The sequence below is a fragment of the Bacillus sp. AFS018417 genome, assembly GCF_002560985.1.
Taxonomy (GTDB): domain Bacteria; phylum Bacillota; class Bacilli; order Bacillales; family Bacillaceae_G; genus Bacillus_A; species Bacillus_A rhizoplanae.
In genome coordinates this window covers 71,913-86,865 of the sequence record NZ_NTTM01000041.1, presented here as the reverse complement: position 1 = coordinate 86,865, position 14,953 = coordinate 71,913, and the positions used below count along the sequence as shown (strand labels likewise).

Annotated in this window: 12 protein-coding genes, 1 pseudogene and 1 riboswitch; of the genes and pseudogenes, 11 read left to right on the top strand and 2 right to left on the bottom strand. The window is 38.3% G+C overall.

The features are described from left to right. The first annotated feature begins 86 nt into the window (after window positions 1–86). From CN326_RS16655 to CN326_RS16630, 6 genes and pseudogenes are all read left to right on the top strand, one after another. Window positions 87–827: a WecB/TagA/CpsF family glycosyltransferase gene (locus CN326_RS16655; RefSeq protein ID WP_098310105.1), complete on the top strand. Its 741-nt coding sequence runs from the start codon at window positions 87–89 to the stop codon at window positions 825–827. A 214-nt stretch (window positions 828–1,041) separates the two neighbouring features. Continuing rightward, window positions 1,042–2,241, top strand: a complete 1,200-nt coding sequence (locus CN326_RS16650; RefSeq protein ID WP_098310104.1) for an MFS transporter — start codon at window positions 1,042–1,044, stop codon at window positions 2,239–2,241. A 155-nt stretch (window positions 2,242–2,396) separates the two neighbouring features. Continuing rightward, window positions 2,397–3,113: a LytR/AlgR family response regulator transcription factor gene (locus CN326_RS16645; protein ID WP_098310165.1), complete on the top strand. Its 717-nt coding sequence runs from the start codon at window positions 2,397–2,399 to the stop codon at window positions 3,111–3,113. Window positions 3,114–3,236: 123 nt separating this feature from the next. Continuing rightward, window positions 3,237–5,312 (top strand): carbon starvation CstA family protein, encoded by a 2,076-nt coding sequence (locus tag CN326_RS16640; RefSeq protein ID WP_098310103.1) that lies wholly within the window; start codon window positions 3,237–3,239, stop codon window positions 5,310–5,312. After that, a complete protein-coding gene (locus tag CN326_RS16635; protein WP_098310102.1) occupies window positions 5,305–5,508 on the top strand; it encodes a YbdD/YjiX family protein in 204 nt (67 codons plus the stop codon). The genes CN326_RS16640 and CN326_RS16635 overlap by 8 nt, the downstream gene beginning before the upstream one ends. A gap of 193 nt (window positions 5,509–5,701) precedes the next feature. Beyond that, window positions 5,702–5,914, top strand: a pseudogene (locus CN326_RS16630) (GGDEF domain-containing protein); the annotation flags it as partial. A 190-nt stretch (window positions 5,915–6,104) separates the two neighbouring features. Here the strand turns inward: CN326_RS16630 and pdxK are convergent. Next, window positions 6,105–6,929 (bottom strand): pyridoxine/pyridoxal/pyridoxamine kinase, encoded by an 825-nt coding sequence (gene pdxK / locus CN326_RS16625; protein WP_098310101.1) that lies wholly within the window; start codon window positions 6,927–6,929, stop codon window positions 6,105–6,107. 564 nt (window positions 6,930–7,493) lie between these two features. Then, a complete protein-coding gene (locus tag CN326_RS16620) occupies window positions 7,494–8,744 on the bottom strand; it encodes a chloride channel protein (RefSeq protein ID WP_098310100.1) in 1,251 nt (416 codons plus the stop codon). A gap of 413 nt (window positions 8,745–9,157) precedes the next feature. After that, window positions 9,158–9,261: riboswitch (SAM riboswitch) on the top strand. Between the two features lie 92 nt (window positions 9,262–9,353). Between CN326_RS16620 and CN326_RS16615 the strand changes: the two genes are divergently transcribed. The 5 genes from CN326_RS16615 (at window position 9,354) to thrB (ending at window position 14,950) form a co-directional block, all read left to right on the top strand. After that, the gene (locus tag CN326_RS16615) at window positions 9,354–10,649 is read left to right on the top strand and encodes a bifunctional O-acetylhomoserine aminocarboxypropyltransferase/cysteine synthase (protein ID WP_098310099.1); all 1,296 of its coding nucleotides are present in this window, start codon (window positions 9,354–9,356) and stop codon (window positions 10,647–10,649) included. Beyond that, window positions 10,630–11,535, top strand: coding sequence for a homoserine O-acetyltransferase MetA (gene metA, locus CN326_RS16610; RefSeq protein WP_098310098.1), 906 nt, complete (start codon window positions 10,630–10,632; stop codon window positions 11,533–11,535). The genes CN326_RS16615 and metA overlap by 20 nt, the downstream gene beginning before the upstream one ends. 141 nt (window positions 11,536–11,676) lie before the next feature. Next, entirely contained in the window at window positions 11,677–12,972 is a 1,296-nt protein-coding gene (locus CN326_RS16605) for a homoserine dehydrogenase (protein WP_098310097.1), read from the top strand. Then, entirely contained in the window at window positions 12,972–14,030 is a 1,059-nt protein-coding gene (thrC, locus tag CN326_RS16600; protein ID WP_098310096.1) for a threonine synthase, read from the top strand. Before CN326_RS16605 ends, thrC begins: the two co-directional genes overlap by 1 nt. Then, entirely contained in the window at window positions 14,027–14,950 is a 924-nt protein-coding gene (gene thrB, locus CN326_RS16595; protein WP_098310095.1) for a homoserine kinase, read from the top strand. Before thrC ends, thrB begins: the two co-directional genes overlap by 4 nt. The last annotated feature ends 3 nt before the right edge of the window (window positions 14,951–14,953 follow it).

The window sequence follows — 14,953 nt, the reverse complement described above, 5'->3', positions numbered from 1 at the left end:
AACCATTAGTGAGAAGCGAGTTCACTGATGGTTAGTTGAACCTTATAGAAATAGAAAAGATATTTGAAATAGAGAGGATTTTAAATATGGCAGTGCAAACAATTGATATTTTAGGCGTGCCCTTCTCAACGATGACAATGGAAGAAACGATTCGATATATGCTGCAGCAGCTAGAAAAGGAACAAGAGAATACATTCCAAGTTGTAACGGCAAACCCTGAAATTGTGATGTGTGCAAAAAAAGATGCTAAATTCCATGAAACGCTTCTTCAGGCAGATATTATTACACCGGATGGAATTGGCGTAGTAAAGGCAAGCGGTATGCTAGGTACACCGTTAAAAGAGCGTGTAGCAGGTTTTGATTTGATGAGTGATTTATTTAAAACATTATCACAAGAGAAGAAATCGGTATCTGTCTTTTTACTTGGAGCAAAGCCGCATGTTGTAGAAAAAGCTGCTCAAACTTTAACAGAAAGATATGAAGCGCTATCCATTGCAGGTACACAAGATGGATATTTTAAACAAGAGCAGGAAGAAGAAATTATTGCACGTATTCAAGAAGCGCAGCCAGATATTTTGCTTGTTGCGCTTGGATTCCCAAGACAGGAAAATTTTATTCAGCAGAATAAACATCGTTTAAATACAAAGATAGCTGTTGGTGTTGGGGGAAGTTTTGATGTTTGGGCAGGAGAAGTAAAGCGTGCCCCGAAATGGATTCAAGCTATTCATTTAGAATGGTTTTATCGTTTATGCAGCAATCCAACGCGCTGGCGTCGTCAACTTGTATTAGTTGAATTTTTAAAAGAAGTGGTTCGGTCGAAAAGGTAGCGATATTTTGCTACCTTTTTTTCTATGCAAGTCTGTATACGTAACGCACTTTCCCCATGAAAAAATACCTATGTATGAGGTGTTTTTTCATGGGAAAGATAAGGTTTATGTAGGTAGTTTGTCTTCTTTAGTACGTAATTAAAAAAGTATTTTACTTATGTAATATACATATGTAAAATGAAGTGTAAAGACAGCTTTGTAAGGAGGACCTCTAGTGGGGAAAGTTACAGAAATCTCGAATCGAAAGCTTCTCGGAATTGCTGGGCTTGGTTGGCTATTTGATGCAATGGATGTTGGGATTCTTTCGTTTATTATTGCTGCTTTACAGAAAGAATGGCAGCTTAGTGCACAGCAGATGGGGTGGATTGGTAGTATTAACTCCATTGGAATGGCAGTTGGAGCACTTATATTTGGGATATTAGCAGATAAAATCGGTCGTAAACCCGTTTTTATTATTACATTATTATTATTTTCTGTTGGTAGCGGTTTAACAGCTTTATCAACAACATTAACTGTATTTCTTATACTTCGTTTTCTTATTGGAATGGGACTTGGAGGAGAATTACCTGTTGCATCAACACTTGTATCTGAAAGTGTTGCCGCACATGAACGTGGTAAAATTGTTGTTTTATTAGAAAGCTTTTGGGCTGGTGGGTGGTTAATTGCTGCTCTCATTTCATATTTTGTTATTCCGACATATGGTTGGCAAACAGCGATGGTTTTAAGTGCAATTCCAGCTTTTTATGCACTATATTTACGCTGGAGTTTACCAGATTCACCACAATTTCAAAAAGCACCTCAAAAACAATCTGTATTTGCAAATATAAAGGCAGTTTGGTCTGGGGATTACAGAAGAGCGACTGCTATGCTCTGGATTTTATGGTTTTGTGTTGTATTTTCTTATTATGGAATGTTCCTTTGGCTTCCAAGTGTACTAGTATTAAAAGGGTTTAGTTTAATTAAAAGCTTTCAATATGTGTTAATTATGACACTTGCGCAGCTTCCGGGTTATTTTACAGCTGCTTGGTTTATTGAACGTTTTGGCCGGAAGTTTGTGTTGATCACATACTTACTTGGAACGGCATGCAGCGCATATTTCTTCGGGGAAGCAGATTCACTTCTCACGTTAATGATCGCAGGTATGTTGCTATCTTTCTTTAATTTAGGAGCTTGGGGAGCGTTATATGCGTATACGCCAGAGCAGTATCCAACAGTTATTCGTGGTACAGGAGCTGGGATGGCAGCGGCATTTGGCCGCATCGGTGGTATTTTAGGACCATTATTAGTTGGTTATCTCGTAGCCACGCATGTTTCTCTTTCTGTTATCTTTACGGTCTTTTGTACAGCTATTGTAATTGGTGCTCTTGCTGTACTTGTGCTTGGAAAAGAAACAAAACAACAAGAATTAATATAATGAAAAGGAAGCTATGTAAAGCTTCCTTTTCATTGTTTTCTGACAAAAACATGGTATATTTGATAGAAAAATGGTTTATAAAAAGGGATTATTTCGAAAAAAGCGAATGTATACAACAAGGCGTATGGACAAAAGGATTAGGTGGTTGGGCAGACATGAAAATTTTAATCGTAAATGAACGAGAAGAAAACAGAGGACAATTAATAGATTTTTTCAAAGAACATGTAAAGAATTTGGAATGTTTTGAAGCGAAAACAGGAATGGAATCACTACAGATAGCGAAAAAGTATACGCCAGATTTTATTTTTTTAGATACACAATTACCAGATGCAACGGGTTTTGAAGTCGCAGGCTTGTTGCGCCAATTAACATTACATACAAAGTTTATATTTACAGGAAACGACATGAAAGATGCAATTATATCATTTCGTTTTCACGCTTTTTACTATTTATTGCAACCATTTAAGCAGGAAGACTTGCAGTTTTTATTGCATAGTATTGAGCAAGAAAGAGTAACACGAGAGAGGAATCGATTGCAAAAGCTCCCGATTGAATGTCATGAAGGAATTACATATATTCTTCCAGACGATATTGTATATATAAGTAAAAATAAAGAAAATAAAACAGTTTCAATTTATACAATCAATAATCAATATATCTCAACGTATACATTGCAAGAATTAGAAGGTAAGTTAGCGGTATACGATTTTTTACGTGTTCATAAAAGTTATCTTATTAACGTTATATATGTGCGAGAATTAAAGCCTTATTATAACGGAACGTATAACTTATATCTGGAAAGGTATGATAACCAGCCGATACCTGTTAGTCGAAATTATGTAAAACGGCTTCGAAATAAAATTGAGTTGTAACAAGTCGTGGACGAATTTAAACATGTTAAAATAGGAAACATTCATCATAAGGAATATTATATTTAACTATTCTGAAAATTTAGTACAATTCCCTCTAAGGCATAACATTAGGGGGGATTTTTGTTGAAAGCATGGAAATCTATTTTACTTTGGGGTGTGATTACGGCTTTAGGAGCAGCAGGATTTGCTGTTTTAGCGTTATCTCGCGGTGAAACGATTAATGCAGTTTGGTTGTTGGTTGCCGCTGTTTCCGTATATGCTGTTGCATATCGCTTTTATAGTAGATTTATCTCCAGAAAAGTTTTTGAATTGGACGATAATCGAAAAACACCGGCAGAGCTTTTGAATGATGGGAAAGATTATGTTCCGACAAATAAATGGGTTTTATTTGGGCACCACTTTGCGGCAATTGCTGGGGCTGGACCGCTAGTTGGTCCAATCTTAGCTGCACAGATGGGATATTTACCAGGAACGCTTTGGATTATTGTTGGAGTTGTGTTAGCCGGAGCTGTACAAGATTTTGTGATTTTGTTCGCGTCTATGCGTCGCAACGGGAAGTCGCTTGGTGAAATGATTAAAGAAGAGATTGGTCCAGTAACAGGTTTTATTGCGATGATCGGTATTTTGGGAATTATGATTATTTTATTAGCGGTATTAGCTCTTGTTGTGGTGAAAGCGCTCGTAGGAAGCCCGTGGGGAATGTTTACGATTGCAGCAACAATTCCAATTGCAATTTTAATGGGTGTATATATGCGTTACATTCGTCCAGGCCGTGTTGGAGAAGGCTCAGTTATCGGTATTATTTTACTTCTTTTGTCGCTTGTAGCGGGTCAGTATGTAGCAGAAAACCCAACGCTTGCTACGATGTTTACATTCAAAGGTGAAACAATTGCAATTATGCTTATTATTTATGGATTTATTGCTTCTGCATTGCCTGTTTGGTTATTACTTGCACCGCGTGATTATTTAAGTACGTTTTTAAAGATTGGAACAATTGTTGGTTTAGCGCTCGGTATCGTGATTGTTGCACCAGATTTACAAATGCCGGCAGTTTCACAATTTATTGATGGAACGGGCCCAGTATTTGCAGGGAATTTATTCCCATTCTTATTTATTACAATTGCTTGCGGAGCTGTATCTGGCTTCCATGCGCTTGTTTCTTCTGGTACGACCCCGAAAATGATAGAAAGGGAAGGACATGCACAGCCAATTGGTTACGGTGCTATGCTTATGGAATCATTTGTTGCAGCGATGGCAATGATTGCAGCTTGTGTACTAACGCCAGGTACATACTTTGCAATTAATAGCCCTCCGGCAGTCATTGGAACGGATGTAACACAGGCAGCACAAGTAATTAGTTCTTGGGGGTTTACTGTGACGCCAAATGAGCTGAAAGAATTGGCTGTAAACGTCGGAGAACAAACGATATTATCTCGTACAGGTGGGGCACCGACGTTCGCGATTGGGATGGCTCATATTTTCTCTCAAGTAATTGGCGGAAAAGCATTAATGGCATTTTGGTATCACTTTGCAATTTTATTTGAAGCGCTCTTCATTTTAACAACGATTGATGCAGGAACACGTGTTGGTCGGTTTATGATTCAAGACATTTTAGGGCACGTTTATAAACCATTTGCAAAAACAGATTCTATGCTTTCCAATATTGTTGCAACAACGCTGTGTGTTCTAGGATGGGGATATTTCTTATATCAAGGGGTAATTGATCCGCTTGGTGGTATCAATACGCTATGGCCGCTCTTTGGAATCGCAAATCAAATGTTAGCTGGGATTGCATTATTACTTGGAACGACTGTTTTGTTTAAAATGGGAAAAAAGGCATATGTTTGGGTGACACTCATTCCGACAACGTGGTTACTGATTGTTACAATGACAGCTGGCTATCAAAAGTTATTTCATGAAAATCCGAAAATTGGATTCCTCTCTCATGCAAAAGTGTTCCAAAGTGCACTAGATAAAGGGAAACTATTAGCACCGGCGAAAAACGTAGCACAAATGAAACAAATTATTTTTAATGATTATATTGATGCGACGCTTTGTGGAATTTTCATGCTTGTTGTAATCGCGGTACTGATATCGTCTATTAGAATATGGATACAAGTATTGAACAATAAAGCAACTCCATTAAAAGAAGCGGCGTATGTTCCACGCGATGAAAGCGAGGCACAGCACTATGCTTAAAACAATGATAAGCATGTGGAGATACCGAAAACAATTTATTAGTTTGCTTGTTGGTGTACCTAGCTATGAGAAGTATGTTGCTCATATGAAACAACAACATCCAAATGAAATGATATTATCTCGAAAACAATTTTTTGCCGAAGCGCAAGAAGCAAGATTTAATGCGAAGGGCGGTAAAATTTCGAGATGCTGTTAGAGAGAATATAGTAAAAAAGGGCGATATCTCGCTCTTTTTTTATGTTTCAAAGTTTCACGTGAAACATATAAAGAAAAGTTTGGGAATTGTAGGGGGATAATATACAAAAATAAATAGGAAAAGGGGTACAAAATGGATAGGGATGGAACTTTCATGTGAATCTTCAAGTTGTAAAAAGACCAGGTATATTTTTATGCTAGATAATCTAGTTGTTAATACAACTATTATCCTTTCTTTTATTTTTGTTGGTATTGTAATGGGAACTTTAGGTGTTCTGCTTATGAAGTTTGGTGTCCATATTGAGGATGTGATGCTAGATTTACGCTATCTTTTTGTTATATTAGCTTTCATCATTATTTTAATTGTACGTTTATTGTTAACGAATTATTCGGTAGGTGCTTCAATCTATGTAGACTCACTGCAGCAATTTATTCAACTTGCAGATGATGCATTATACTCTTCCAACGAAATAGAAGAAATCAAGTGAGTGCTGTTTCATGAAAAATAAAGTCGTCACGTATGGACGACTTTATTTTTAAATTTTAATCCCGCTATTCGCGGGCAGTAAGACCCCTACCATTGATTGAATTTTCACTTTATACAAGCTCTTTTCCAGCTCCAAATTTACGATATGCACCGTGATGAGTTGGACCCACATATTCGTTTAGTTTGAATGAGTGGTGAATTGCAGCTGTAATAAACTCTTTTGCTACTTGCACAGCTTCTTTTACAGATTTTCCTTTTGCTAACTCTGCTGTAATTGCAGCAGCATATGTACAACCTGCACCGTGTGTGTATGTTGTTTCAATTTTTTCAGATTCTAAAATTTCAAATGTTTCTCCATCGTATAATAAATCGATTGCTTTTTCTGTTCCTAGCTTGCTGCCGCCTTTAATAAGTACATATTTTGTACCTAAAGCATGGATTTTTTCAGCAGCTTGCTTCATATCTTCAAGTGAGTTAATTTTTACACCGCTTAGTTGATACGCTTCAAATAAATTTGGTGTTACAATCAATGCTTTTGGAACAAGCACATCGCGTAAGCATTCGTTCGTTTCCGGGTGAAGCGCCTCGTCTGCCCCTTTACATACCATAACAGGGTCTACTACTACGTTTTGTAGATTATGTTTCTCAATTGTTTCAGCAACAAGTTCAATAATTTCAACAGATCCAAGCATACCTGTTTTTAATGCATCAACGCCAACGCCTTCAATTGTCGTTTCTAATTGTGGTTTCAATGTAGACGCTGGAATTGGGAACACATTATGTGCCCAACCGTTATGTGGATCCATTGTTACGATTGTTGTAAGAGCTGTCATACCGTATACCCCAAGCTCTTGGAATGTTTTTAAGTCTGCTTGCATACCAGCGCCGCCGCTTGTATCAGATCCAGCAATTGTAAGTGCTTTGTTTAATGTCATTGTGAAAGCCCCCTCAAGTAATATAATGAAAACTACATTTTTATCCATTATATCAATGTTATGAATAACTACAAAGTGAAAAAGTTACTTGCATGTTTTAGAAGAGACTGAATTTGATACAATGAGAAATGAAAATATTGTATGTAGGAGTAGATATGATTAACGACACATTTAAGGCTGGTAGAGGATTTGATTTAACAGCAGAAGAAATTATTGCAGCAGGTCTTGAAAAAGCTGTTAAAGTAGCAAGTGCGTTCTAATTAACAAAACAAACGCTATTTAATAGAGCAGTACCAACACTATAAAAGTGCTGGTACTGTTTTTTTATCCCGCTATTCGTGGGCAGTAATACTCCCACCTCAAAATTCGGTGAAAGCAAAGAAGATAGGTGAGAGATAAACTGCCCGTAAAAGCCCGATTGGTTCAACTAATAATCAGTGGGGGATGAAGAAAACCCCCACTGATTAAAGTTTCACTTTATCCCGCTGCTTTTGAGTGGATTTTTTATTATCGAGAGATGAAGAAAAACTCCCACTGCTGGGAGTTTCGCTTTATTTTACTATTTTATTCTTGTACTAGTTCTTCTTGTTCATTCTTATTATGATTCGGAAGTGGAAATACATTACCGATCATTGCAGCTCCAATCATTGGTAACAATAAATTAATTGGGAAGAACATGAGTAATAATAATGTCATAGCGATTGGTTTTCGTACTGCATAGCTTGAAATGGCTGTCGTTACAATAGCTACACAAGCAACTGGATCTAATGACGGTATGACAGTTGCTATAGCATAGCCAATACTTGCACCAGAAAATACAATTGGAAAAATATGTCCGCCACGCCAACCTGTAGTTAAACAAACCGCGGTTATACACAACTTTAAAATCCCTGAAAGAGCCAGTATCCCAAATGATATTCCTGTCCATTCATTTACTAAGTCTTTTAATTGGTGTTCTCCTGAAAACAGTGTATACGGAAGTATAGTTCCTGCAATCCCTAAAAGGATACCACCTATAATCGCTAATGTTAGCTTATATTCTTGAAAAGGATGTACTATTTTTTCTAATATATGTTCGAATTGGAAATAACAGTATCCTACCCCAACACCTATAAAAATAAGAGGGAGAAAGGCAATCCATTCATGGAGTGCAAAAGATCCTTCTCCGAAATTAACAATAAAGGATCCTCGATTATCGAACTGACTGAGAAATAAATAAACAGTAAAACCAGCAAAAGTAGTAGCGAGATATACAATAGTCTTTTTCCCTTTAAAATTTTCAGTGAGTTGTGTATCCTCATGTTCTCTTGGAGCTAAATAACCGAATAGTGGTGCATTAAAAATAACACTTAAAGCAGCGCCAATCCCAAATTCTGTTAGTTCGTGCATTCCTTTTAAAGTAAATTTAAAGCGATCACCAACCCACGTACAAAGCCCACCTATAATCCCAACAAGTGCTGCTTCCGGTCCTAAGCTTGCGCCAAATACTAAAACAATAATAGCTGTTAACGTAGCCTTATGCACAAAATGGTACTCGATTCTACCTGTTTTCTGATATTCAGCCATGGTCTCTGGCATTAAACGAGGATATGTACCGAAATACTTCTGTGTCAGTCCGACAAGAACACCACCAATTACTGTTACACAAATTGTGTAATAAGAGGGTGATCCTAATTCTTTAGGTAAATATTCCCAAATAAACTGGATTCCAACATTTGTGATAACTAAAAATAACCAGACTATAGCACCAACTATAGTACCTAGAAATATACCGTACATGATGAGTAAATAGTGCATGTTTCTCCTAGTAGCCATTTTTTATGCCTCCTTTATGTTACATCCTATTATGAAAAAGTTAGAGATTCTGATACGAAAATAATTGGATAACTCATTCAATATGGATATTATCTTTTTTAAAGAGCTACTTATTCAAAGTATATTACAAAAAGCAGCATCATTATTGTATGAAACCCTGAACTAGTCATAATTTTAATCATGTTTATACATATATTTTGATGCTTGCTAAAATTAAGTATAACTCTTTAATTTTACATAGTAAGTAAAGTTTTTGAAACGTTTTTTTTGTTTTTAGTATAGAATATCAATGTTTTTTTAATATAATTTAAAGTTTGAGAATGAACAAACGGATTGTTGTTATTTTTACAAAGATTCAGAAAAATAATTGACACTAGGAAATATTTGCTATAAAATCAACGGTAATTGCATAAGTCTTATCAAGAATAGGTGGAGGGACCGGGCCCTACGAAACCTTGGCAACAGCCGTAAAACGGAATTGTGCCAAATCCTGCAGGTATTTCCTGAACGATAAGAAAGGCGACATGTCGAGCGTTTATCTAAGCTGCTTCTTTCTTATTTAGGAAAGAAGCAGTTTTTTTTATGTTAAGAAAGAAAGGGGATTGAGGAATGAGTGATACAAGGGGAAAAGGCACAATTTGTGTACAAGGTGGTTATACGCCGAAAAATGGTGAACCGCGTGTTTTGCCGCTTTATCAAAGTACGACGTATAAATACGATACATCTGACGATTTAGCAGCTCTTTTTAATTTAGAGGCAGAAGGTTATATTTATACCCGTATTGGTAACCCAACGCTTGCGGCGTTTGAGCAGAAACTGACGGAGTTAGAAGGCGGAGTTGGTGCGGTTGCAACTGCATCTGGGCAAGCTGCAATTATGTTAGCGGTATTAAATATTTGCGGCAGCGGCGATCACCTACTTTGCTCATCAACAGTATACGGCGGTACATTTAATCTATTTGCAGTTAGTCTACGGAAACTTGGCATTGAGGTTACCTTCTTTAATCCAAATTTAGCCGCTGATGAAATTGTTGCTCTCGCAAATGAGAAAACAAAGCTTGTGTATGCAGAATCGCTTGGAAATCCAGCGATGAATGTTCTTAATTTTAAAGAGCTTTCTGATGCAGCAAAAGAGCTTGAGGTGCCATTTATCGTCGACAATACGTTAGCGACGCCGTATTTATGTCATGCATTTGAACATGGTGCAAACATTGTCGTTCATTCTACAACGAAATATATTGATGGTCATGCAAGTTCACTTGGCGGTATTGTCATTGATGGCGGTAATTTCGATTGGAGCAAGTTTCCTGAATTTGTTGAACCAGATCCAAGTTATCATGGTGTGAGTTACGTCCAAAGATTTGGGCAGGCGGCATACATTGTGAAAGCTCGTGTACAGTTATTAAGAGACTATGGAAATTGTATGAGTCCATTCAATGCGTATGTAAGCAATATTGGCTTAGAAACATTGCATCTTCGTATGGAGCGTCATAGTCAAAATGCACTAGCTGTTGCACAGTGGCTATCTCAGCATGAACGCGTTGAGTGGGTCAATTATCCAGGACTTCAAGGTAATGAAAATTATGCATTGGCACAAAAATATTTACCGAAAGGTGCGAGCGGTGTTTTAACGTTTGGAGTAAAAGGCGGTATTGAATCCGCTAAGCAGTTTATTGCAAATGTGAAGCTCGCAGCATTGGTGACGCACGTGGCAGATGCAAGAACTTGTGTGATTCATCCTGCAAGCACGACGCATCGTCAGCTTACTGAAGAGCAGCAGCATCTGGCCGGTGTAACGCCTGATTTAATTCGGTTATCGGTTGGTATTGAAGATGCGGCGGATATTATTGCTGATTTAGCAGAAGCCCTTTCTGGAGGAAAACAGTATGCCGATCATCATTGCTAAAGATTTACCCGCTCGTAAAGTATTACAAAATGAAAATATTTTCGTGATGACGAAAGAACGAGCAGAAACACAAGATATCCGTGCTTTGAAGATTGCTATTTTAAATTTAATGCCAACAAAGCAAGAAACTGAAACGCAGTTGCTTCGTTTAATTGGAAATACACCGCTTCAGCTCGATGTACATTTACTGCATATGGAATCTCATACATCAAGAAATGTGGCGCAGGAGCATTTAACAAGCTTCTATAAAACATTTCGGGATATTGAAGGGGAAAAATTTGACGGACTGATTATTACAGGCGCTCCGGTTGAAACACTTCCTTTTGAAGAGGTAGATTATTGGGAAGAATTGAAGCAAATTATGGACTATTCGAAGAAGCATGTTACATCGACGCTTCACGTTTGTTGGGGGGCACAAGCGGGGTTGTATTATCACTATGGTGTTCCGAAACATCCGCTTCAGCAAAAGATGTTTGGTGTGTTTGAGCATGAAGTGAAGCAGGAGCATGTGAAATTGTTACGCGGTTTTGATGAAAGCTTTTTTGCACCGCATTCTCGTCATACAGAAGTCCGTGCATCTGATATTCAAAAAGTGCAGGAACTTGATATGTTAGCGACATCTGAAGAAGCTGGTGTTCATCTCGTTATGAGTAAAGACGAAAAGCATATTTTTGTTCTTGGCCATAGTGAATACAGCTGCGAGACGTTAAAGCAAGAATATGAGCGTGATCAACAAAAGGGGCTCGATATTGCTATTCCAAAAAACTATTTTAGGCATGACAATCCATTGGAAAAGCCAGTGGTAAAATGGCGTAGCCATGGGAATCTACTATTTTCAAATTGGCTAAATTACTATGTATATCAAGAAACCCCTTATATTTTGTAAAGGAAACTATACAACACTTGGTAGCGTTTTCTTTGTAAGGAGTGCCTTTTATTATTCGGAATGTTCCAAATATATTGTTTTTTTGAATTTTACCTTATATAATGGCACCTAAATACAATTTTTAGAGGGGTGGACAATATTATGAACGAAATTCGAGTCGGCTTATTAGGTCTTGGAACTGTAGGAAGCGGTGTGGTGCGTATTATTGAAGATCATCAAGATCGTTTAGCGCATCAAATCGGTTGTCCTGTCAAAGTAGCAAAAGTGTTAGTACAAAACATAGAAAAAGAACGTGAGGTCCAATTAACCCCTACATTGTTAACGAGAAATCCAGATGAAATTATAAATAACCCAGATGTTGACGTTGTTATTGAAGTGATGGGCGGTGTAGAAGATGCGAAAGCATATATTTTACAAGCGCTGCAAAACGGAAAGCACGTTGTAACAGCAAATAAAGATTTAATGGCACTTCACGGTGCAGAACTTCTTACTGTGGCAAAAGAAAATCAAGCTGATTTGTTTTATGAAGCAAGTGTAGCAGGCGGTATTCCGATTTTGCGAAGCATTGTGGAAGGTCTTTCTTCTGATCGAATTACGAAAATGATGGGGATTGTGAACGGAACAACGAATTTTATTTTGACAAAAATGTCTGACGAAGGGAGAGCATACGAAGACGTGTTAAATGAAGCACAGCAACTGGGATTTGCAGAAGCAGATCCAACATCGGACGTTGAAGGGTTAGATGCGGCTCGAAAGATGACGATCTTAGCGACACTAGGCTTTTCTACAAATGTAGAACTTCATGATGTGAATGTAAAAGGGATTACATCCATTACGGAGGAGGATATTACATATAGTAAGAGCTTAGGCTATACAATTAAGTTAATCGGCGTAGCGAAGCGTGATGGTGAGAAGTTAGAGGTGACAGTAGAACCAACACTGCTGCCAAATGCGCACCCGCTTGCAGCTGTTCAAAATGAATATAATGCCGTATATGTATACGGCGAAGCGGTAGGAGAAACAATGTTTTACGGACCAGGTGCAGGAAGTTTACCAACAGCAACAGCTGTTGTATCTGACTTAGTTGCGGTTATGAAAAATGTACGCCTCGGTGTAACAGGGAATAGTGCTGTGACTCCGCAATATGAGAAAGTGTTAAAAGAGGAAGACGAAATTTATGTGAAGAAGTTTCTACGCCTTCATGTGAAAGATGAGGTAGGTGTGTTTGCAAAAATTACATCTCTGTTCTCTGAACGCGGTGTAAGCTTCGAAAAGATTATTCAAATGCCATTACAAGAGAAAGGAGCGGCTGAGATTGTCATCGTTACACATCGCGCATCCCTTGCAGATTATGCGTATATTTTAGAAACGCTAGAAACGTATGAAGAAGTGGCTTGCGTGAAAGCGAATTACCGTATTGAAGGAGATGCTCGCTAATGTGGAACGGACTACTTGCTGCTTATAAAGAATATTTACCGATTACTAATCAGACGCCGGCCCTTTCGTTATCAGAAGGAAATACACCACTTGTTTTATTAGAAAACCTTTCAGAAAAATGGGGTGTTTCTGTTTATGCGAAAGTAGAAGGGGCAAACCCGACTGGTTCCTTTAAAGATCGCGGGATGGTTATGGCAGTAGCGAAGGCAAAGGAAGCTGGCAGCAAAACGGTTATTTGTGCTTCAACAGGAAATACATCTGCGTCTGCGGCTGCTTATGCAGCGCGCGCAGGTTTATCTTGTATTGTTATGATTCCGAACGGAAAAATTGCATACGGTAAGTTGGCTCAGGCAGTGATGTACGGAGCTGAGATTATTAGTATTGACGGGAACTTTGACCATGCTCTGCAAATGGTGCGGAAGCTGAGCGACTCATCGCTCATTACACTTGTGAATTCAGTGAATCCGTATCGCATTGAAGGGCAAAAAACAGCAGCATTTGAAATTTGTGATGCACTTGGAAAAGCGCCTGATATTTTAGCCATTCCAGTTGGGAATGCGGGCAATATTACAGCATACTGGAAAGGGTTTACAGAGTATAACGAAAAGCATAGTACGGGTTTACCGGAAATGCGCGGCTTTGAAGCGGAAGGAGCGGCAGCGATTGTACGCGGATATAAAATTGAAGATCCTGAGACAGTTGCCACTGCAATACGCATCGGTAACCCTGCAAGCTGGGATAAAGCCGTTGCAGCTGCCCGTGATTCAAATGGAAAAATTGATGAGGTAACAGATGCAGAAATTCTTCAGGCATATGAATGGCTTGCTAAGTATGAAGGGATTTTTGCAGAGCCTGCTTCTTGTGCGTCGCTTGCTGGTATTTATAAGCAAGTACAAACAGGAGAAATAACAAAGGGAAGTAAAATTGTTGCTGTTTTAACAGGAAATGGTTTAAAAGATCCTGATATTGCAATTGATACGAAAAAAATTCAGCCGCTTGTTTTGCCAAATGATGAAAAGGTTGTGTTTGAACACATTCAAGGAGCTGTCCTGCGATGAAGGCGGCTCCCATGTTTACAATTCGTGTGCCTGCCAGTACAGCAAATCTTGGGCCAGGCTTTGATTCAATTGGCCTTGCGGTAAGTAAATATTTAACGGTAGATGTATTTTCGCATTACAGATGGGAGTGCAAGGTCAAAACACCACTTCTTCAAGGTGTTCCAGAAGATGAGAATAATTTACTGATTGAGACTGCTAGGGGAATAGCCGCTCGTTATAATAAGGAGCTTCCATATTGTAGTCTCTATCTCGATAGTGATATTCCATTAGCAAGAGGCCTTGGAAGCAGTGCCTCGGCAATTATTGCTGGGATTGAACTTGCCGATCAGCTCTGTGATTTGCATTTATCTAGCAGAGAAAAGCTATTGATTGCAACGGAAATAGAAGGACATATCGATAATGTTGGAGCTGCGTTATATGGTGGACTTATAATAGGAACGTATGATGGAAAAGATATTGCATTTTTGTCACAGCCTATTCATGATGTAGAACTTGTTGCAGTTATTCCTTCATATGAACTCAAAACAGTTCATTCAAGAGACGTGCTTCCGAGTAAGTTATCGTATATGGACGGCATTCGCGGCAGTGGTGTTGCCAATGTACTTGTAGCAGCTTTATGTAAAGAGGATTGGGTGCTTGCTGGAGAAATGATGAAACAGGATATGTTTCATGAACCGTACCGTAAGCAGCTTGTTCCTGAATTACAAAAACTTCATGAATTAGAGCATGAGAATGTATATGGTGTTTCTTTAAGCGGTGCCGGTCCAACTGTGCTTTGTTATGTGAAAAAAGGAAGTGCTCAAGAAGTGAAGGTATGGCTGCAATCTATTTTCAGTCATTGCGTAGTAGAAACGCTTCAAGTTGTAAACGAAGGGGTTCATATTATATACGAACAACAAAAGCCCATTGAAAGCATATAGCTT

What these genes read in the sequence shown, in the direction of transcription:
- CN326_RS16620 (WP_098310100.1), bottom strand. Translation starts at nt 8,744, where the DNA reads ATGGCTACTAGGAGAAACATGCACTATTTACTCATCATGTACGGTATA.
- CN326_RS16635 (WP_098310102.1), top strand. Translation starts at nt 5,305, where the DNA reads ATGCTTAAAACAATGATAAGCATGTGGAGATACCGAAAACAATTTATT.
- thrC (WP_098310096.1), top strand. Translation starts at nt 12,972, where the DNA reads ATGTGGAACGGACTACTTGCTGCTTATAAAGAATATTTACCGATTACT.
- CN326_RS16645 (WP_098310165.1), top strand. Translation starts at nt 2,397, where the DNA reads ATGAAAATTTTAATCGTAAATGAACGAGAAGAAAACAGAGGACAATTA.
- CN326_RS16605 (WP_098310097.1), top strand. Translation starts at nt 11,677, where the DNA reads ATGAACGAAATTCGAGTCGGCTTATTAGGTCTTGGAACTGTAGGAAGC.
- CN326_RS16615 (WP_098310099.1), top strand. Translation starts at nt 9,354, where the DNA reads ATGAGTGATACAAGGGGAAAAGGCACAATTTGTGTACAAGGTGGTTAT.
- pdxK (WP_098310101.1), bottom strand. Translation starts at nt 6,929, where the DNA reads ATGACATTAAACAAAGCACTTACAATTGCTGGATCTGATACAAGCGGC.
- metA (WP_098310098.1), top strand. Translation starts at nt 10,630, where the DNA reads ATGCCGATCATCATTGCTAAAGATTTACCCGCTCGTAAAGTATTACAA.
- CN326_RS16655 (WP_098310105.1), top strand. Translation starts at nt 87, where the DNA reads ATGGCAGTGCAAACAATTGATATTTTAGGCGTGCCCTTCTCAACGATG.
- thrB (WP_098310095.1), top strand. Translation starts at nt 14,027, where the DNA reads ATGAAGGCGGCTCCCATGTTTACAATTCGTGTGCCTGCCAGTACAGCA.